This window comes from Pseudomonas sp. LB3P25, from assembly GCF_054897985.1.
On sequence record NZ_CM142711.1, the window covers coordinates 4,313,738 to 4,331,830 of the forward strand.

Genomic DNA, 18,093 nt, shown 5'->3' on the forward strand with positions numbered 1-18,093 from the left:
AAAGACCGCAGACCTTGTAGCAGCTGCCGAGCAGCGCGAGGCTGCGTTCGGCGGCGAAGCCGTCGTGAAATCAGGTAGCGCGGTGTGTCAGGGAAATCTTGCATGCAGGGTTTACGACTGCTGCGCAGCCGAACGCAGCCTCGCGGTGCTCGGCAGCTGCTACATCGCGGGGCATTCAGTGAGCGTTAGTCGCGCTTGAGGATCTGGTCCATCACCCAATCGGTTTTCAATGCCTGTTCGGCCACGGCCGGATGCTGCGCTTCACCACGGATATGCGCGTTCATGCCCAGTACGTGATGCCACTGGATGTGCTCGTGATTGTCGATGTGCAGGCTGAGGGTTTCATCGGCTTCAAGTTGAACCGGATGCTCATCGAATACGGAAAAGCTGATCCGGCCTTTGCTGCCGATCAGCTCGACACGATCTTCGCGGCGGTCTGCAACGAAATTCCAGCAGCCCATGCCCATGGCGCCCGAAGCAAACCGCCAACAGGCGCTGACGGCGTCTTCAGCGGCATACAAACCGGCTTGCCGAGCCGTAAACCCGGCGACTTCGACGATGTCACCCAGCAGGTACTGGAACAGGTCGAAACCATGACTGGCCAGGTCAGCGAAATAACCACCGCCAGCAATTGCCGGGTCGGTGCGCCAGTTATCTGTACCGCCAAGATCGGTCGGAGATGGCGCTTTGGTCAGGGTCCAAGTCAGGTGCCGGACCTCGCCAATCCGCCCTTCCTCCAGCCATTGCCGCACCTGCTGGAAGCGTGGCAGCGAACGCCGGTAGTAGGAAACAAACAGGTGCAGCCCGGCATCGGCAAAGACCTTCTGCATCTCACGGCTTTGCCCGGCATTCAACGACATCGGTTTTTCGACGCAGCAATGTTTGCCGGCGGCGGCCACCCTCAAGGCATAAGCGTGATGACTGTCAGGCGGCGTGGCGATGTACACCGCGTCGACCTCGGGATCATTGATCAGCGCGTCGACATCGGTGTAGACCCGAGCGATGCCGTGGCGTGCGGCGTAATCCGTCACCGCTTCCAGACGCCGGCCCATCACCGCCACCAGTGCCGAACCGGGCGCCTTATAGAAGGCCGGCCCGCTCTTGCGCTCAGCGACGCTGCCACACCCAATCATGCCCCAACGCACCACGTTCATACTCACTCCCTGATGTTTAGCCGATGCGCAGCGCGCGCAGGTCCAGATGACCGTCCTTGAGCGGCGGGCACCAGTAGTAGCCGCCGGTGATCGGCCGGCTGATGCGGTACAAACCGTCGGTGATGCCGTCTTCCAGACCGCTCATGCGGCGCAATTGGGCTTCGAAGGCGTCGAGGGAGAAACCGAAGGCGAGGAACATCAGGCCGGCGCGGTCGCCTTCGATCCACGGCATGGAACGGCGCACCACGAAGGCCTCGGGGGCGAAGCTTTCCTGGGCGGTGCGTTTGACGTGAGCGGAAATCGGCGCGTCGTCGATCTCTTCGTTGTCGCTCAAACGACGGCCCATGATGTTGTCTTTCTCATGGGACGGCATCCCGTGGAAGCCCTTCAGGTCGTGCTGCCACTGCTGGATCGCGGCGAAACTGCCGCCGACCATTCCGTCAGCGCCGTCACTCACCAGCGCGGCGGCGACGGCGGCTTCGTCGTGAGGGTTTTCGGTGCCGTCTTCGTAACCGGTCAGGTCGTGGCCGGTGAGGTGGCGGAAGGTTTCGTTCATCTGCACCAGGCGCAGCGCCGGGGCCAACGCCGCTTCGATGGCGTTGCTGCGATTGAGCAGTTCGCCACGGTCGACACCGTGCAACCAGCACCAGAGCGCGTGCTGGGTCGACGGGTTGTCGACGCCGACACCGGTCAACGCTGGAAAGGTGCGCAGGCCTTCGATTTGCCCCTTGAGGGCTTTGACCAGGGATTCACCGAAACCGACCACTGCCGACTTCCCGTCCACCAGCCCATTCAGATTCTCCAGCGCGGCCGGCAAGGCAGCGGCAGATTCGAGTGCGAAGAACATATGACGGGCTTGAGGCGGAACTGGGGTGGCGAGAATGCCCGGCTGGTAGTAACTCATATGAACTCCTTTAGAAAGAGCGCGAAGTTTAACCGCAGCATTGGCCGTTGTGTGTTTTCAGGTCAAAAACCGCCCATACCGCACCGAGCCCATAAATACTGCGCCTCACCCGCTTTACCACTTTCATCCCTCTTTCAACCGATCAAGATAGCCAATGTGCTGTGGGTCATGACAATCCGTGTTGCCATCTGATAAAACGATTCAGCTATGCTGATCGAGCGCGTAGCCTGGAATAGGCTCAAACAACTGCATGATTGGTTTGTAGCCTCTCGCCGCCACATTCGACACCCGCGTTGTGATCAGGCCTTGACCTGACAGCAGTGCGTAGCGATAACAGACCTTATCCGCATCACCCAATCCACACGGGGTAGCGACATGACCACAGCACACATCCTTGGCAACCTGTTTCCCGACTCCACCGACATTCCGGAAAAATACCGTCTCGACGACCAGACCGAGCAGCGTGAGTACCTGGTCGACGGTGAGCTGAAAACCTGGTCCGGGCCCCTCGCCCAAGTCCGCAGCCCGGTGTACCTGACGGGCGAAAATGGCGATGAACAAGTGATCCTCGGCAGCACGCCACTGCTCGATGCCGACACCGCATTGACCGCCCTCGACGCCGCCGTCCGCGCCTATGACCGGGGCCAGGGCCTGTGGCCGACGATGCGGGTGGCCGAACGCATCCAGCACGTCGAAGCCTTCCTCGGACGCATGCGCGAACAGCGCGAAGCGGTGGTGAAGTTGCTGATGTGGGAAATCGGCAAGAACCTCAAGGACTCGGAAAAGGAGTTCGACCGCACCTGCGATTACATCGTCGACACCATCAATGCGCTCAAGGAACTCGACCGCCGTTCCAGCCGCTTCGAACTGGAACAGGACACCCTCGGCCAGATCCGCCGCGTACCGCTGGGCGTGGCGTTGTGCATGGGACCTTACAACTACCCGCTGAACGAAACCTTCACCACGCTGATTCCGGCGCTGATCATGGGCAACACCGTGGTGTTCAAACCGGCCAAACTCGGTGTACTGCTGATTCGTCCGTTGCTGGAAGCGTTCCGCGACAGCTTCCCGGCCGGAGTGATCAACGTGATCTACGGCAGCGGCCGCGAGACCGTCAGCGCGCTGATGGCCAGCGGCAAGATCGACATCTTCGCGTTTATCGGCACCAACAAAGCTGCCAGCGACCTGAAAAAACTGCATCCAAAACCGCACCGCTTGCGCGCGGCGTTGGGTCTGGATGCAAAGAATCCCGGCATTGTTTTGCCTGAGGTGGATCTGGACAACGCGGTCAGCGAAGCGCTCACCGGTTCCTTGTCCTTCAATGGTCAACGCTGCACCGCGTTGAAAATCCTTTTCGTCCACGAAGACGTGGTCGAGGCGTTCATCGAGAAATTCAACGCCAAACTCGCCAGCCTAAAACCCGGCATGCCGTGGGACAGCGGCGTGGCGCTGACGCCGTTGCCGGAAGCGAGCAAAGTCGATTACCTGCACTCGCTGGTGGCGGATGCCGTGAGCAAAGGCGCCACCGTGGTGAACCCCAACGGCGGTGAAGCCCGCGCTTCGTTCTTCTACCCCGCCGTGCTGTACCCGGTGACGCCACAGATGCGCGTTTATCAGGAGGAACAGTTCGGCCCGGTCGTGCCGATCGTGCCTTACCGGCATCTGGACACAGTGATTGATTACGTCCTGGAATCGGACTTCGGCCAGCAGCTGAGTATCTTCGGCACCAACCCGGTAGCCGTCGGCCGGCTGGTGGACACCTTCGCCAACCAGGTCGGCCGGATCAACCTCAACGCCCAGTGCCAGCGTGGCCCGGACACCTTCCCGTTCAACGGCCGCAAGAACTCCGCCGAAGGCACGCTGTCGGTGCATGATGCGTTGCGGGTGTTTTCGATTCGCACGCTCGTGGCGACCAAGTTCCAGGAAACCAACAAAGAACTCATCAGCGAGATCATCAGCGGACGCAGCTCGAGTTTCCTGACCACTGATTACATCTTCTAAGGAGACGAGCCTGAGTACATTCAGAGACAGCCGACTACCACTGCTTGTGCGCCGACTGCTGCGTCCGTTGCTGGACCCGTATCGGCGCTATCGCCACGCCAGGGTGATCCACGCGGTGCGTGTGTCGCTGGGGTTACTGGCAACGATCCTGCTGACCACCGGCATCCATCTGCCCCACGGTGAGTGGGCGTCGGTGACGATGCTGGTGGTGATTGGCGGTTTGCAGCACCACGGCAACATCGGCAAAAAAGCCGCCGAGCGCGCCATCGGCACCTTGATCGGTGCCGGCGTCGGCTTGCTGCTGGTGGCGCAACAGGCCTGGCTCGGGATGCCGTGGCTGACCTATTTCGCGATGGCCGTGGTTTGCGGGTTCTTCTCGTACCACGCCATCGGCAAGGGCGGTTACACCGCGTTGCTCTCGGCGATTACCGTGTTTATCGTCGCGGGGCATGGCGATAATCCGATCACCGACGGATTGTGGCGTGGGGTGGACATCCTGATCGGCATCGCCCTGGCCCTGGCGTTTTCTTTCGCCCTGCCGCTCTACGCGGTTTATTCCTGGCGCTATAACCTGGCCGATGCCTTGCGCGACTGCGCAACGATCTACGGGCGCATCATCAATGGCCAATCGGTCACCGATGACGAACACCATAAACTGGTGGGTCGCTTGAATACGGTGATGGTGCAACTGCGCTCGTTGATGCCATCGGTGTCCAAGGAAGTGCGGATCTCCATGACCGAACTCGATGCCATTCAGCGCCATCTGCGGATGTGCGTCAGCACCCTGGAAATCCTCGGCAACACCCGACCGGATGCCAGTGACCCCGATGCCATGGCCCATCTGCAATCGGCCTTGAAAGCCGAGCACCGGCTGATTCGGGTGCAACTGATCGGTATGGCCCGGGCGCTGAAATCCGGTGCGTCCCAGCGGCTCAGTCGGCCCGTCGAATTGCCGTCGGATTCAAGCCTGGCCGCACCGGTTTACAATCCGCTGGACGGCTACCGGTTATTGATCCGACAGTTAGCCGCCAACATCGGCGAGATGCGCCAGCGCTTGGCCAAGACGGCACCGCGCTGGAACATCTGACCCGCGTCTAAGCCGTACGCTGTAGCAGCTGGCGAAGCCTGCGTTCGGCTGCGCAGCAGTCGTAAATCCGACTTGTATGGTCTGCCTGATGCACCGCGCGAACTCCAATTTGACGACTGCTGCGCAGCCGAACGCAGGCTTCGCCAGCTGCTACAAGGTTTACAGTGTGGCGGCGGATATTAAACGGCCACCCGACGAAACTTAAGGCTCCAACCCTGTTGCATGCCGGCAGCGGCCAACAGAATCGCAGCAACACCGATCCATTGCAGCGGCTCCAGGCGATGGCCGAAGGCAAACCAGTCGACAAAAATCGCTGCAATCGGATAGATGAACGACAGCGCACCGGTCAGTGCCGTCGGCAGTTTTTGAATGGCGCCGTAAAGCAGCACGTACATCACGCCGGTGTGGACGATGCCCAGGGTTACCAGACTGGCCCACGCGCTCGGCGCTTGCGGCAGTGCCGAAAAATGCGCGAATGGCGCGAGTAACAGCACGCCGGTGAGGACCTGAATCAGCGCGATCAGATGCGGCGGTGTGCCGGTCAGGCGTTTGATGATCAACGCGGCAATCGCGTAAAGGAATGCCGCCCCCAGCGCCAGAGCGATGCCTATCAGGTAATCATTGCCGCTCTCGCCCTGCCCGCCATGTGCGCTGACAATCGCCAGCATCCCGAGAAACGAGAGGCCCAGCCAGAACAGTTTCTGCAGGGTGATTTTCTCGTTGAGGAACAACGCGGCCAACCCCACCAGCATGAACGGCTGAACGTTGTAAACCGCCGTGCCGATGGCTATCGAGGCGCGGGAGTAAGAAGCAAACAACAGCACCCAGTTGCCGACAATCGCCACGCCGCTGAGTACGGCCAGCAAGAACGTGGTGCGGGTCAGAATGCCGGGGCGCAGGAAGCCGAATGCCGCGCAGATCAGCAACAACGTGCCGGCGCCGAACACACAACGCCAGAACACTACATCCAGCACCGATTGCCCGGACACCAGCACGAACCAGCCGATGGTCCCGGAAATCAGCATGGCGGCGGTCATTTCGAATGACCCGTGACGTATTGTTTTGTCCATCATCAGACTCCTGTGTTTGAGCCCAAAGTATGCCAATCCGCCGAGGGGCTTCTCCAGCGCAAAAAGCAGGCTAAACTCGGTTTCTGCCTTTTTTATCAAGGCGGTTTGAATTAACTGCCTAATAGGGGTTTTGCCATGACCGACGATATCGACCAAGTGCTGATCACGGCATTGATGGAAGACTCACGCCGCTCGCTCAAGGCGCTGGCGCAAATCAGCGGCCTGTCTTCGCCCAGCGTCGCCGAGCGTTTGCGCCGCCTCGAAGAGCGTGGCGTGCTCAAAGGCTATACCGTCGAGATCGACCCCAAATGCTTCGGCTATCAATTACAAGCCATCGTCCGCATTCGCCCGCTGCCGGGCCAACTACAGGAAGTGGAGCGACAGATCCAGGCCATCGCCGAATTCACCGAGTGCGACAAGGTCACCGGCGACGACTGTTTCATTGCCCGCCTGCACGTGCGTTCGATGGAACAACTGGACACCCTGCTCGACCGCCTCAACACCCACGCCGAAACCAACACTGCGATCGTCAAGAAAACCCCGGTCAAGCGCCGGCTGCCGCCAATGGCGTGAGCCTTTAGTCAAATCGCAGGCAAGAAAAAACCCGCCGAAGCGGGTTTTTTCCTCAAGGCTGACGATTAGTCATCGCGGCTCATGATGCCGAACAGCTGCAACAAGCTGATGAACAGGTTGTAGATCGATACATACAGGCTGATGGTCGCCATGATGTAGTTGCGCTCGCCGCCGTGAATGATGGCGCTGGTCTGGAACAGAATGCAGACCGAGGAGAACAGCACGAAACCTGCGCTGATCGCCAGTTGCAGACCGCTGATCTGGAAGAACAGGCTCGCCAACGTCGCACCCAGCAGCACGAAGAAGCCTGCGGTGATGAAACCACCCAGGAAGCTCATGTCCTTGCGGGTAATCAGCACGTAAGCCGACAGACCGCCGAACACCAGTGCAGTCATCGCAAACGCGGAACTGACCACTTCAGCGCCGCCCTGCATGCCCAGGTAACGATTGAGGATCGGGCCGAGCAGGAAACCCATGAAACCGGTCAGGGCAAATGCAGACACCAGGCCCCAGGCCGAATCACGGAGTTTGTTGGTGAGGAAGAAAAGGCCGTAGAAACCGATCAGCACCACGAAAACGTTCGGGTAACCGACACGCATCTGCTGAGCGACAAACGCCATCACGCCGCTGAATGCGAGGGTGAGAGCGAGTAAGCCGTAAGTGTTGCGCAGGACGCGGCTAACCTCTAGCTGCTCAGCCTGCACGCTGTTATTAACTGCGTAATCCTGTTCGCGCATGGCGACACTCCTGTTGGTTTGAAACGTTCAGTCGCAAAGATCATAACAGACGCTCTGTAACAAGCTATGCAGAGAGTTTGACAGTGTGTTTCATTCAGGTATTATGGCGCCCGCAACGCAAACGGAGGTGTGGCCGAGTGGTTTAAGGCAACGGTCTTGAAAACCGTCGACTGTAACAGGTCCATGAGTTCGAATCCCATCGCCTCCGCCATATTTACACGCTAAAGCCCTGATTATTCAGGGCTTTTTCGTTTCTGGCTTTTGACAAAACCCTGCAGCCCATACTTCAGCCCATACCTTGGATAAATCATCGATTTTCGACGAGCGGCTAACATTTGAACTCCTCATCGCTGGCAATCAGTGCGGTAGCAAGGATCGATCAGGTATGAAACGCGAAAGCATGTGGGGCCTGGGTTAACAAATAAAACGCATTCGAAAACGCCGCTCAATGAGCGGCGTTTTCGATTTTGTGGTGGGATGGAAACGAAGGCAGCAATCGGCTGTGGATTCAACCGATCGATGCAACAGATTGGCTAAATCGTTCGCGTTCGTCCATCGCATCAGTGTTTTTGTCGCCTGATGCGTTCCACCAAGCTCCATATGAAGAGCTCTGGCCATTCCAGCTGCGTACTGTTTTTGAGCCAGAAAAGAATTGCCCGTTTTCGTGAACATTTTTCTGTCCCCCCGTCTTCTACCTTCTTTAGAGCTATTTCGAAAAACGCAGTGACTGATCACGACTTTGATTTCGCCCTACCGGCCGCTGGATCAGGTTGAGGATGTTGGCGATGCACACGCTCACTGGCGCGGGTGAGCTCACAATGAAACAAACACGACCTTGGCAGCCGCGTATGTCCGCATGTCCGCATGTCCACTGAACATCAGCAGTATTCGACTAAAAATCAGCTCGACGTTATCCGCATTTTTGCCGCCACCCACACTCTCGAGATCGTCAAGGTCTATACGGACTTGGGTAAAAGCGGTCTTCGCCTGGAGGGGCGGAATGCTCTGAAGCAACTGTTCTTCGACGTGGAGAGTGGTCGTGCCGACTACTCAACGGTTCTCGTCTATGACGCCAGTCGCTGGGGCCGCTTCCAGGATCCAGACGTCAGCGCCAGCTACGAAGTGCGCTGCCGCCAAGCAGGTGTCTCCGTTCAATACTATGCGGAGCAATTTACCAACGACGGATCACCGGTCTCCAACATCGTCAAAAGCGTGAAACGGATGATGGCCGGTGAGTACAGTCGGGAACTGTCAGTGAAAGTTTTTGCGGGGCAATCTCGACTCATTGAGCTTGGGTATCGTCAAGGTGGCCCGGCTAGTTTTGGGCTCAGACGGCAGTTAGTCGACAGCAATTGCGAAATTGCACTCCACTTGAACACCCGTTTGCATTCGACCTGACAAGTCATTTGCATTCGCTCGACCGTCCGGCGTCATTCTGCCCCCGCCTTCAGCTATGCAGACGCTGAGATATCGTATCAACCGCGACGACACACAAAAAGATTTACCTAACAAATGTTAGATAGGTGTTGACGTGCATCGAATCCCCAGCTAAGGTTTGACTACCTAACGTTAGTTAGGTTGCCCAGCCACCAACCTGTAGGATCGACAATGACTACTAAACTTCAGCTTTTCACTTCGCCTTCGGCCTTTCCGAACCCACAGCGTCTGCGTCTGTTCATGCACGAAAAGGGCATCGCTGACCAATTTGCCGAGACCATCTATGACATGTCCCCTGTAGGAGAACAGCGTGGCTGGCGTCATTTGAATATGAACCCGTGGGGCGAAACTCCCACTCTTCAACTGGCTGACGGTAGCTACATTTCCGAAACGGCTGCCATCGTTCGTTATCTTGACCAAGAGTATCCCGGTCGCAAGATCATGGGAGAGACCGCACTGGAACAGGGTCTGGATAACATGTGGGATAACCGGGTGTGGGTGCACATCCTGTACCGCATCGTTACAGCATTCCACGTGTTGCACACCGGCCTCGGCTTCAAGCTAGAACTGACCAAGAATGAGGCTTGGGGCGAACACTGCCGTAAGGAAGCGTTGGCTCACGCCGCACTGGTCAATCGTCATCTGTCAGACGGCCGCGAATGGCTGCTCGGCGGCGATGCCCCGACCTTCTCGGACATTACCCTGGCAACCGCGATCGCCTTCTCGAAATTCCCGGTCAATGCCACTCCACTGGACGAGCGTTTTGAGTTCTTAGATGCGTACTGGCAGCGTTGGACAAAACGTCCAAGCTTCCAAGCGGCCTACGCTGATCGCAACAGCGGTATTCCTGAGCTGGATTCGCCAGCCCAGTAACAGCTTCTCAATGGAAACTCCGGTACGCCGAGATCGCCATCCCCTGGCTTTCTCGGTGACCGTAGTGTTCTCGCTAGTGTCGGCTGGCGATGCCGCTTGCTGAACCATGATGGAACGGCTTCTGCCTGAGCACCCTAGTTGCATTGAACGCACTGCTCTCACTGACAATCTACCTGTCACACGGTAGGCGTTTGCTGTAAATTAGCTTTCCCTATCTAAGAGATCGTCCCAAGACGAAAGGCACCAAGATGAGCGTCAACTCCAAGGAAGCCATTTTGTTGGCGGCCAAGAAAATTGCCCAATCGCAGGGCTACAATGGTTTGAATTTCCGCGACCTTGCGCAAGATGTTGGTATCAAAGCGGCGAGTATTTACTACCATTTTCCAAGCAAAGCCGATCTGGGTATTGCCGTTGCCAAACGATATTGGGAGGACGGTGCGCTCGCACTCGAGATGATCGAATCAGAAAGCCCATCTCCGATTGACGCTCTGCGTCGCTTTCCTGAAATCTTCCGAAGATCGCTTGAGGCTGACAATCGTCTCTGCCTGGGCAGTTTCATGGGCGCTGAAACCGATACTTTACCCATTGAAATGACTAAAGAAATTCAGACCTTTGCTGATGTCAACATTGCATGGCTAAGCAAGCTTCTATTGGCTGCGAAGGTGTGCGAATCAAGTGAGAGTGAATCTAGAGCACGTGCAATTTTCGCAGCTATTGTCGGTGCCCAGCTCTTTGCTAGAAGTCGCTCGGATATCTCGCTTTTCGATGCCCTGGTCGATTCATACCGCGCGTTCGGACCTCTGCCGGCGTAGCAACTGCCAGCGACTCGGTGCAGCGAACGGGCGGCTTTGCCGCATGCGCGTCCAATGCGAAGCGGCGCTCGGTAGCGTATGTGCATTTCGCTATGCGACGGCGCAGGCGGGAATGGGTGCTGCGTAAACAGTGTGATATATGTCGACCTATCCCAAAAAAACCATCAATTGGTTTTCCACTCAAGAATGCATTTCTTTTTTCCAGATCTTGTAACGGTGAGTCCAATATCTAGGCCATCTATGCTGGGACTCAGTGTGGGCCTTAAAGGACAACGCTTGTGTATCACCTGACCTCGAGCTTATTAAGCCAAACTGGAAGACGATCCACCCGACACAGCTTTGTTCAGACATGTATGCCGTTTGAGATCACCTGGACGCCGATGCGTTGTGGATGTCCGTCGTATCCATTCCCCTTTCCTCCCATAATCACGTCTAACGCCTGTTATTAACTCTCAGACGTTGAGGACGTGCCACAGACAGTTCTGCACCTTGATCAGCCGCCGCTTTTCGAAGCTTTCGCTGCCCGTTGCTCACGGGCTTTAGCGCTCGACGCGTGCGAAGTAGTGCAGACGTAGGTGTTCCATCATTCAGGGGGAGTTTCCAGCCCGCAGTAGCTGGATAAAGCGAGTGAGCCTTGCGACTGATGTTAGGTTGCGCGCCCTTTCCCGGCTGAAGCGAGCGATTCACCTCAATCGAACCAATACAGCCAGAAAAACCCCAGCAAAAAACTTTTACCTAACAAATGTTAGATAGGTGTTGACGCGCGTCGAATCACTCGCTAAGGTTTGTCTACCTAACGTTAGTTAGGCAGCCCAACCACCAATCTGTAGGATCGACCATGACTACTAAACTTCAGCTTTTCACTTCGCCTTCGGCCTTTCCGAACCCACAGCGTCTGCGTCTGTTCATGCACGAAAAGGGCATCGCTGACCAATTTGCCGAGACCATCTATGACATGTCCCCTGTAGGCGAACAGCGTGGCTGGCGTCATTTGAATATGAACCCGTGGGGCGAAACTCCCACTCTTCAACTGGCTGACGGTAGCTACATTTCCGAAACGGCTGCCATCGTTCGTTATCTTGACCAAGAGTATCCCGGTCGCAAGATCATGGGAGAGACCGCACTGGAACAGGGTCTGGATAACATGTGGGATAACCGGGTGTGGGTGCACATCCTGTACCGCATCGTTACAGCGTTCCACGTGTTGCACACCGGCCTCGGCTTCAAGCTAGAACTGACCAAGAATGAGGCTTGGGGCGAACACTGCCGTAAGGAAGCGTTGGCTCACGCCGCACTGGTCAATCGTCATCTGTCAGACGGCCGCGAATGGCTGCTCGGCGGTGATGCCCCGACCTTCTCGGACATTACCCTGGCAACCGCGATCGCCTTCTCGAAATTCCCGGTCAATGCCACTCCACTGGACGAGCGTTTTGAGTTCTTAGATGCGTACTGGCAGCGCTGGACAAAACGTCCAAGCTTCCAAGCGGCCTACGCCGATCGCAACAGCGGCATTCCTGAGCTGGATTCGCCAGCCCAGTAACAGCTTCTCAATGGAAACTCCGGCGCACCGAGATCGCCCCCCTGGCTTTCTCGGTGACCGTAGGGAGCTTTGACATCTCTGAGCATGGGCTCCACTGCGTTGTAAATGATGCACTGCATTAACCACCGACGGATGTTTACGACGGTTTTCGCAGCCGTCACAGGTGCGCAGCTCCTTGCAAGAAGCCCGTCTGATCTTTCGCTGTTCGACTCATTAATCGAAATCTACCGCGCGCTCAAATGGCTCCCAACGTCGGCAGTTAACGATAAGTATCCGCATCGTCGCGCGACAACCATTCGCCGCACGACTGAATGGGATCGGCAACATCAGATTGAGAAGTGAGCACCTCGGCTTCTTGAGCCAAGACTAGGAAGAGTTTTCCTTCTTGCTAAGGAAAACTTAGTGCTCAGAAAGTTAATCGCACTTTAGTTATTCAGGTCGCTTAGACCGGAGGGGCTAGGAGCTTCTAGCTCTCACCATCGAGTAGCAGAACGTAAACGGAGGCTGTTAAAAATGTTAACGAAGAACCTACTCACGTCTGGGGCCTACCTGGATAACTTCAAAGAGTTGCCTGAAAACGTTCTGTGGTCGCTCGACCGCATCGAAAAATCAATGCGCGAAACAATGAAGGAGCGCCCCGACCGAGGTGACTTCTGGGTTTTTGGTTATGGATCGCTGATCTGGAATCCCTTGCTGAACTTCGCAGAACAGCAGGCTGCCAAGCTACTTGGTTGGCATCGCAGCTTTTGTTTACGATTGCTCGCGAACCGCGCAACTCTGGATAAACCTGGTCGAATGCTAGCTTTGAAATCCGGCGGCCGTACTGATGGAATCGCCTTCCGGCTGACCGAAAAGGTAGCGGAAGAGGAACTAATTCTATTGTGGGTTCGCGAGATGGCCACTGGAGTATATAGGCCGATTTGGACCACGATCTATCTAAAGGATGGTTCTGAAGCCACGGCTCTCGTCTTTATAGCGGAGCCCACCCACCCGTTTTTTGAGGCAGACGCGACAGTAGAAGCCATCGCCGGCTGCATTGCCAGTGCAGAGGGACCATTGGGAAGCAATGCCGATTATGTCCAAAAGCTCCATCACGCGCTGAGTGAGAACGGAATTGTGGATGAATATGTCGATGTATTATTTACAGAACTTGGGAGGCAATCATATGAACTGGTAATGTAAGTGACAGTGGCAGATACCTGCCAGCGAAATAATCTTACGTCACGACTAAGAGATTCTTGCTCGTTGATCCAGGCGATAGCTAGTCGCAAACTGTGATTCCTTTTCCACCCGCTGAACGATTTGCCTGCTCTTTATACCGGCGACGCACGCCGGCTTGATCGTCGCAGTTCTAGGGGCTCTATTTGTTCTCGCCACCGGCGTCACTATGGTTCAAGTGGTCGCTACCCCATTGATCTCGCTTTTGGGCGCCGCAAAAACGGCTCACAGCCGGGTAACGTTTGCTCATGCCTGCGCCCCCCTTGACTGGACTGTGGTTCCATATCTGGGGGCACTAACTATCCAGGGGGCGTTAAACGCCGTTGACGCCATCACTCTATCGCCATCAGTGCTCAAGGCATTCCTTGCCCAGGAGGCACAAGTCAGACGTCCGTATATGGACTCCCCCTCATTGCAAGCCCCGTTGCTTTGGCGCCCGTGCCGACTGCACACGTATATTCGGCCTCTAAATACGGCATCGTTTCGATGCAGGGCCATGATGGGCTATTCGCGCGCCGGCTCCCGATCGCTTTTTCGTGCTTTTCGCACTTGGACATTCGAGGGTTTTGCCGACGCCGGTTCGACCGGTTTGCCATCGTTCAGGTTGCTTCGCAATCGTGGTTAAGAGTTGTTTCTCTCGTAGAACACGTCGGGTAAATAGATCAGGCCGCTGCCTGATTCGGTTGGTAATCAGTGCCGTGACGCAGCATCGCCCAAGCCATGCGTGCAGTTTTGTTGGCCAGCGCAATAGCGGCCACATTGGGATGCGATCGCTCGGCTAAACGAACGGCCCACTGGCTGAGCCGATCCTCTTTGGATTTGGCTGTGCGTAGCGCCGAGCGTGCGCCATGCACCATCAATGTTCGCAGATACGTATCACCGCGCTTGCTGATACCGAGCAGTCGATCCTTACCACCAGAACTGTGTTGCCTCGGTGTCAGTCCCAGCGAGGCGGCAAACTGTCGGCCATTGGCAAACTGACGGGCATCACCGAGAGCGACGACGAGCGCTGTGGCGATCATTGGACCGACACCGCGCAGCTGTTGAAGGCGAACGGCGGACGGCTCGTTTGTCGCGATCGCAGTGATCTCGCCGTCGAGCTTGCATACACGCCCATCCAGCGCACGAAGGTCGTCCCACAAACCATCCAGTAGACGACGAAAGCGTGCCGTCAAACCGTTATCCGCATCCTCTAGCCAGCACGGTATTGCACGACGCAGCATCAGCAATTCCTTCGGTGCAACGAGACCGTACTCGGCGACCAGCCCACGGATCTGATTGGCTTTGGCCGTCCGCTGTTCGATTAAGCCGGCCCGGATGCGATGCGTCGCCTGGATATCCTGTTGTTCGATCGTCTTGATGGCGACGAAGCGCATGCTGGGACGGCTCATCGCTTCGCAGATCGCCTCGGCATCGTTCGCGTCGTTCTTGTTGCTTTTGACATAAGGTTTAACGAACTGGGGGGCGATCAGCTTGACTCGAAATCCTCGAGCTTCGAGTTGCCGCGCCCAATGATGGGCCCCTCCGCAACTCTCCATGCCGATCTCACAACCAGGTTCGACCTTTTCCAGCACCGTTTGAAGCCAGCGATCACGTGGTAGCCGCTGCCGCCAGACCGGCTTCTCATGACAATCCACGCCATGGATCTGAAATACGTTCTTGGCCAGGTCGACCCCAATGCGCATAAGCTTCATGTGTGGACTCCTTCTCACCGTTGACTGTGGTTCGCACTTTCAGTCTGGCACTCAAGATGCCGAAGTGAGGAGGAGTCCATCCCATTGCTTTGGGTCGTTATCGGTCTCTCGCGTCTACCAAGAATGGGCAACCATGGCTATCAGTGACATCAGTCTGGCCGCTGGCGCCGTTATCGTTGCTGATGGCTCCCGAGTGACATCTCCCTACAGAATTTCGAAAGGAGCCCCTGTAGGCTTCAACTTGAGATTGACGAAAGAAAATCTACGCTGATACCGGAACGTCAAATTCCGGATGAGTCTATGTACAAGATCGTGACTTTCACCCCCAAGGAACTGTTCGATAAAGTTTGGGAAACACCTGTACTGAAACTGGCTCAAGAAATCGGTATATCAGACGTTGCCCTTTCCAAAGCATGTCGAAAAGCCGGCCTGTCCCTGCCCTCCCGAGGACATTGGGCAAAACCAGTGCCGAAGCGTCCTGGCAAGCCAGAACCTCCCACCGACGAACACCCCATCAGCTTCACGGTATTGGATCGAAGTACGCTTTCACTCATCGCTGTGCCTGTTCAACCGAAAGCAGCCCGTGCAGCAATCGAAGTACCTCACACCCTACTAGCTACTCATCAACTGGTGAGTAGGTGGTTGAAATGCGTTAGCGCAGCCACGCTCCATGAAGGCTATCTCGCCACCACAGGCAAACATGTTCTCGATGCCAAAATCTCTGTCGGACTTATTGATCGCTGCGCACTGATCTTTGACACCCTGATAAAAGAGAGCGAAGTGCTTGGCTTCCAGTGGAAGGTCACGAACGACAAAACGTTGGTAGAGGTCGACGGCGAGCATCTTGGAATCAAACTTGTGGAGCGCTTGAATAAAAAACTCATCCCGCCACCGCCGCCCCCCTCCCCGCCAAAACGAAACGCTCGGTGGGAACCCAGTTTTTCTTTACAGCGCTCGCCCCAATTTGAATGGTCTTCTACCGGTGAATTGAGCCTACAGATTGAAGCACGTGCTGAATATGGAAAACGGAAAAACTGGACGGATTCCAAGACCAGGAAAATCGAGCAGACGCTTACGACCATCCTTAACGGCTTCAGAACGATTGCACAATCTGTAAAGGCGCTTCGTTTGAGTAATGAAGAAGCCCACCGGGAACGTGTAGCTGAAGCAGAGATACGACTTGAACGCGTCAAGCATGAAGAAACTCATAGACGCCTGCGTCACAGACTCGTGGAAAATACAAAGCGTTGGGAGCAGTCTCAGCGCTTGAGAGCATTCATCCAGGCAACCTGCGATGCCAATGTCGATACCTCAGAGCAAGCCCTACAACAAACTGCGTTGTGGGCGGCCTGGGCTACATCGCAAGCAAACCTACTCGACCCACTGCACCCCACCACTTCATCTGTCACTTCGCTCACCTTCGAACTTGAAGGCTGGTCAAACGGCTATGGATTGTCCCGCGCAGAAAAGGACTGGTGGTCAGAGTGAATGCCGAACCATGCCTACCAATAAACCGAACGAAGCTCAGGGTGCCAGTAGTGCTTGATGAATCTCTATCGTAGGAATAGCACCTCAAAACGCTGGCGATTAAGCCAAGCTCCTAGTTTCGATGAAGTCGATATCTGGCCCTGCTCCAGATAGTCAGTATGAGCTCGTCCGAAATTCAAAAATGTCTGCAGTCTGGACAACCTCTCTCTTCCTATGAGTAGTGGCACAAATGCGCTCCGCGGCACCGACACGAATTATCATAAGACGCTTGAAAGCATCTCCAGATACCTGGAAGTGGGGGCGATGATGCCCTTATGCGACTGCGGCAAATCCCTTTCTTCCCGTATCCAGCTGATGACGCGGATCTACACAAGTTGGAACAGCCCATCTACTACCCGCGCCTGCACCAACCGTCCCTTCAGGTCGCTGTCTATTTGCTCGTCATCCGCCCGGTGTAGACCAACCCTGAGAAAGGCACTCTGACGATCTATGTCTAAGCCTAAAAAATGCCACACCACCCTGGAACAAACTGGTTTGCGGTGATCACATGCCGAAACACCCATCTTCAATCCATTGAGGCGTGTAATTCGACTCTTAAAGCTTGGGATCAGAATGGTTTGACTTATTTCATTAGACGTCAGCGACTCGTAGTCGATGAAGAAAAGCCTATCCTGCAGATAGTAGGCACTACCTTTGTACCTAGAGCGCTCAGCATCGTCCACGCCGGGAATATTGCTTTGCGAACGCTCATTACGCTCATAGATGAAGCAACCATCGCTCTCCCTCACGTGTACAAGCGAGCACACGATGAATCCCCGCTCTGTCATCGCGTAGGAATACTCGTAGTAGTAGCCCAGTAATGCGCGCATCTGTGGCGACGATTGCTGTTGTAGATGATCGATCGATCGCTGTGATGGCGTCAGCTTCACAGACCGATTTGATTGGGTCCCAATTAGTTTGAGGAACTGCTCTGTCGGCAGGCCAATCTCATATTCCTCCACCCCAAAAAAATCACAGATGCGTTTGAGATTGAAGGCACAGGGCAGGCTACGCCCATTTAGATATTTGTTGAACTGACCACGACTGATGGCCAATTTCCGACAGACCTCAGCAATGGATCGATAGTGGTTGCAAAGGTGTTGCAAATTAGCAGGTAAAAACTCACGCATATCAATTAGTACTTATTGCGAAGGTGCTGGTTGGCGCAAAATTAGCAGCAACTCGCTCCAATATCGAATAACTCGCGCAATTGCACACGACCGGATAATGACTAAATATTACCGGAGGAAAAGCAACCTCTAAACTTCGCTCATTCCTGACGCCTCGAGACCACAACTGATAGTAAAAAATACTACATGCTTCAAGTCGAAATCCACGATCTGCTAGGAAGCACTATGACAAAAGTATCATCTGATTGAATTCGTTGCTGCTGACCGAACATGCGACTCTTACAGGATCAATTTCGAAATAATGCCCTATCCAATAAAACTTGTTCAATGAAACAC

14 protein-coding genes, 1 tRNA gene and 1 pseudogene are annotated in these 18,093 nt (G+C 55.6%); 10 read left to right on the top strand and 6 right to left on the bottom strand.

The features are described from left to right. Nucleotides 1–185: 185 nt before the first annotated feature. The gene (locus ACYZTW_RS19605) at nucleotides 186–1,154 is read right to left on the bottom strand and encodes a Gfo/Idh/MocA family protein (RefSeq protein ID WP_462001399.1); all 969 of its coding nucleotides are present in this window, start codon (nucleotides 1,152–1,154) and stop codon (nucleotides 186–188) included. A 16-nt stretch (nucleotides 1,155–1,170) separates the two neighbouring features. Further along, nucleotides 1,171–2,058 carry a Dyp-type peroxidase gene (locus ACYZTW_RS19610; RefSeq protein ID WP_462001400.1) on the bottom strand — a complete coding sequence of 296 codons (888 nt, stop codon included), beginning with the start codon at nucleotides 2,056–2,058 and terminating at the stop codon, nucleotides 1,171–1,173. A 375-nt stretch (nucleotides 2,059–2,433) separates the two neighbouring features. On the opposite strand from ACYZTW_RS19610, the gene ACYZTW_RS19615 reads away from it, so the two are divergent. Together ACYZTW_RS19615 and ACYZTW_RS19620 are read left to right on the top strand one after the other, a co-directional pair. Further along, nucleotides 2,434–4,059, top strand: a complete 1,626-nt coding sequence (locus ACYZTW_RS19615) for an NADP-dependent glyceraldehyde-3-phosphate dehydrogenase (protein ID WP_462001401.1) — start codon at nucleotides 2,434–2,436, stop codon at nucleotides 4,057–4,059. Nucleotides 4,060–4,126: 67 nt separating this feature from the next. Beyond that, nucleotides 4,127–5,146, top strand: coding sequence for an FUSC family protein (locus ACYZTW_RS19620; protein ID WP_462005798.1), 1,020 nt, complete (start codon nucleotides 4,127–4,129; stop codon nucleotides 5,144–5,146). 179 nt (nucleotides 5,147–5,325) lie between these two features. Here ACYZTW_RS19620 and ACYZTW_RS19625 read toward each other — a convergent pair whose 3' ends face one another. Beyond that, on the bottom strand, nucleotides 5,326–6,216 hold the full coding sequence (locus tag ACYZTW_RS19625) for a DMT family transporter (RefSeq protein WP_462005799.1): 891 nt from the start codon (nucleotides 6,214–6,216) through the stop codon (nucleotides 5,326–5,328). A gap of 135 nt (nucleotides 6,217–6,351) precedes the next feature. Between ACYZTW_RS19625 and ACYZTW_RS19630 the strand changes: the two genes are divergently transcribed. Next, nucleotides 6,352–6,789 carry an Lrp/AsnC family transcriptional regulator gene (locus ACYZTW_RS19630; RefSeq protein WP_462001402.1) on the top strand — a complete coding sequence of 146 codons (438 nt, stop codon included), beginning with the start codon at nucleotides 6,352–6,354 and terminating at the stop codon, nucleotides 6,787–6,789. A gap of 65 nt (nucleotides 6,790–6,854) precedes the next feature. Here ACYZTW_RS19630 and ACYZTW_RS19635 read toward each other — a convergent pair whose 3' ends face one another. Continuing rightward, the gene (locus ACYZTW_RS19635; RefSeq protein ID WP_008155030.1) at nucleotides 6,855–7,526 is read right to left on the bottom strand and encodes a Bax inhibitor-1/YccA family protein; all 672 of its coding nucleotides are present in this window, start codon (nucleotides 7,524–7,526) and stop codon (nucleotides 6,855–6,857) included. A gap of 123 nt (nucleotides 7,527–7,649) precedes the next feature. Between ACYZTW_RS19635 and ACYZTW_RS19640 the strand changes: the two genes are divergently transcribed. The 6 genes and pseudogenes from ACYZTW_RS19640 (at nucleotide 7,650) to ACYZTW_RS19665 (ending at nucleotide 13,370) form a co-directional block, all read left to right on the top strand. After that, nucleotides 7,650–7,737 (top strand) — tRNA-Ser (locus tag ACYZTW_RS19640). A 624-nt stretch (nucleotides 7,738–8,361) separates the two neighbouring features. Next, nucleotides 8,362–8,876 (top strand): annotated as a pseudogene (locus ACYZTW_RS19645) (recombinase family protein); the annotation flags it as partial. 258 nt (nucleotides 8,877–9,134) lie between these two features. Beyond that, entirely contained in the window at nucleotides 9,135–9,836 is a 702-nt protein-coding gene (locus ACYZTW_RS19650) for a glutathione S-transferase family protein (protein WP_111448925.1), read from the top strand. A gap of 248 nt (nucleotides 9,837–10,084) precedes the next feature. Then, nucleotides 10,085–10,648: a TetR/AcrR family transcriptional regulator gene (locus ACYZTW_RS19655; RefSeq protein ID WP_201181782.1), complete on the top strand. Its 564-nt coding sequence runs from the start codon at nucleotides 10,085–10,087 to the stop codon at nucleotides 10,646–10,648. Nucleotides 10,649–11,486: 838 nt separating this feature from the next. After that, complete coding sequence (locus ACYZTW_RS19660; protein ID WP_111448925.1) at nucleotides 11,487–12,188, top strand: glutathione S-transferase family protein; 702 nt, start codon at nucleotides 11,487–11,489, stop codon at nucleotides 12,186–12,188. A gap of 513 nt (nucleotides 12,189–12,701) precedes the next feature. Further along, nucleotides 12,702–13,370 (top strand): gamma-glutamylcyclotransferase, encoded by a 669-nt coding sequence (locus ACYZTW_RS19665; protein WP_462001403.1) that lies wholly within the window; start codon nucleotides 12,702–12,704, stop codon nucleotides 13,368–13,370. Nucleotides 13,371–14,068: 698 nt separating this feature from the next. On the opposite strand, the gene ACYZTW_RS19670 is transcribed toward ACYZTW_RS19665, so the two are convergent. Then, the gene (locus ACYZTW_RS19670) at nucleotides 14,069–15,100 is read right to left on the bottom strand and encodes an IS110 family RNA-guided transposase (RefSeq protein ID WP_140894597.1); all 1,032 of its coding nucleotides are present in this window, start codon (nucleotides 15,098–15,100) and stop codon (nucleotides 14,069–14,071) included. A gap of 300 nt (nucleotides 15,101–15,400) precedes the next feature. On the opposite strand from ACYZTW_RS19670, the gene ACYZTW_RS19675 reads away from it, so the two are divergent. Continuing rightward, a complete protein-coding gene (locus ACYZTW_RS19675) occupies nucleotides 15,401–16,588 on the top strand; it encodes a hypothetical protein (RefSeq protein WP_462001404.1) in 1,188 nt (395 codons plus the stop codon). A 365-nt stretch (nucleotides 16,589–16,953) separates the two neighbouring features. Here ACYZTW_RS19675 and ACYZTW_RS19680 read toward each other — a convergent pair whose 3' ends face one another. Further along, nucleotides 16,954–17,757, bottom strand: a complete 804-nt coding sequence (locus ACYZTW_RS19680; protein WP_140895075.1) for a helix-turn-helix domain-containing protein — start codon at nucleotides 17,755–17,757, stop codon at nucleotides 16,954–16,956. Nucleotides 17,758–18,093 lie beyond the last annotated feature (336 nt).

Bases quoted from the DNA above. Each gene is read 5' to 3' on its own strand.
- ACYZTW_RS19615 (WP_462001401.1), top strand. From the start codon at position 2,434: ATGACCACAGCACACATCCTTGGCAACCTGTTTCCCGACTCCACCGAC.
- ACYZTW_RS19665 (WP_462001403.1), top strand. From the start codon at position 12,702: ATGTTAACGAAGAACCTACTCACGTCTGGGGCCTACCTGGATAACTTC.
- ACYZTW_RS19650 (WP_111448925.1), top strand. From the start codon at position 9,135: ATGACTACTAAACTTCAGCTTTTCACTTCGCCTTCGGCCTTTCCGAAC.
- ACYZTW_RS19680 (WP_140895075.1), bottom strand. From the start codon at position 17,757: ATGCGTGAGTTTTTACCTGCTAATTTGCAACACCTTTGCAACCACTAT.
- ACYZTW_RS19660 (WP_111448925.1), top strand. From the start codon at position 11,487: ATGACTACTAAACTTCAGCTTTTCACTTCGCCTTCGGCCTTTCCGAAC.
- ACYZTW_RS19670 (WP_140894597.1), bottom strand. From the start codon at position 15,100: ATGAAGCTTATGCGCATTGGGGTCGACCTGGCCAAGAACGTATTTCAG.
- ACYZTW_RS19655 (WP_201181782.1), top strand. From the start codon at position 10,085: ATGAGCGTCAACTCCAAGGAAGCCATTTTGTTGGCGGCCAAGAAAATT.
- ACYZTW_RS19630 (WP_462001402.1), top strand. From the start codon at position 6,352: ATGACCGACGATATCGACCAAGTGCTGATCACGGCATTGATGGAAGAC.
- ACYZTW_RS19610 (WP_462001400.1), bottom strand. From the start codon at position 2,058: ATGAGTTACTACCAGCCGGGCATTCTCGCCACCCCAGTTCCGCCTCAA.
- ACYZTW_RS19625 (WP_462005799.1), bottom strand. From the start codon at position 6,216: ATGGACAAAACAATACGTCACGGGTCATTCGAAATGACCGCCGCCATG.
- ACYZTW_RS19675 (WP_462001404.1), top strand. From the start codon at position 15,401: ATGTACAAGATCGTGACTTTCACCCCCAAGGAACTGTTCGATAAAGTT.
- ACYZTW_RS19605 (WP_462001399.1), bottom strand. From the start codon at position 1,154: ATGAACGTGGTGCGTTGGGGCATGATTGGGTGTGGCAGCGTCGCTGAG.
- ACYZTW_RS19635 (WP_008155030.1), bottom strand. From the start codon at position 7,526: ATGCGCGAACAGGATTACGCAGTTAATAACAGCGTGCAGGCTGAGCAG.